Source organism: Pseudomonas sp. 51_B (assembly GCF_017491595.1).
Taxonomy (GTDB): Bacteria; Pseudomonadota; Gammaproteobacteria; order Pseudomonadales; family Pseudomonadaceae; genus Aquipseudomonas; species Aquipseudomonas promysalinigenes.
Window position 1 is genome coordinate 1 of the sequence record NZ_JAFGYW010000269.1, and the last position, 484, is coordinate 484.

General features: G+C 60.3%; 1 protein-coding gene. It reads right to left on the bottom strand.

Going from position 1 to position 484, the window contains the following annotated elements:
* The coding region (locus tag J5M56_RS24770; protein ID WP_207938033.1) for a glycosyltransferase family 2 protein at positions 1 to 484 on the bottom strand (484 nt) is incomplete at both ends.

Here is a 484-nt window from a genome sequence, read left to right on the forward strand (position 1 = left end):
ATGCAATACCCAGCCCGCGGCGCGCATTCGCCACGATAGGTCGACATCTTCCCCATACATGAAGATACGCGGCTCGAAACCGCGCACCTGCGCAAACGCGGCACGCCGGAACACGACGGCGGCACCTGTCACCCAGTCCGTGCTGAGCGAAACGGGATCGTACAGTTTCGGATGCTCGTACGGCAGTTGCCGCAACTCCCAGGCGCCCACGTCGCCGGCAGACGTGTCTATCGCCTTCCGCAATGCCGAGACGGCAGTCGAATGCAGTCGCGTATCCGGATTCAAGACAAAGAAAAACGGAGCGTCGGCCATTTCGAACGTCGCATTGTGCGCGCGCCCGAAGCCCACGTTCTGCGGAGAATGCGAGATCGAAATTTCGAATGGATACCATGACCGATCGTGCACGAACCGATCCCACCGATCGGCATCGGCGGGATCGTTGTTGCGCAACCAGACACGAACCACCGTATCCGGGCATGATGCT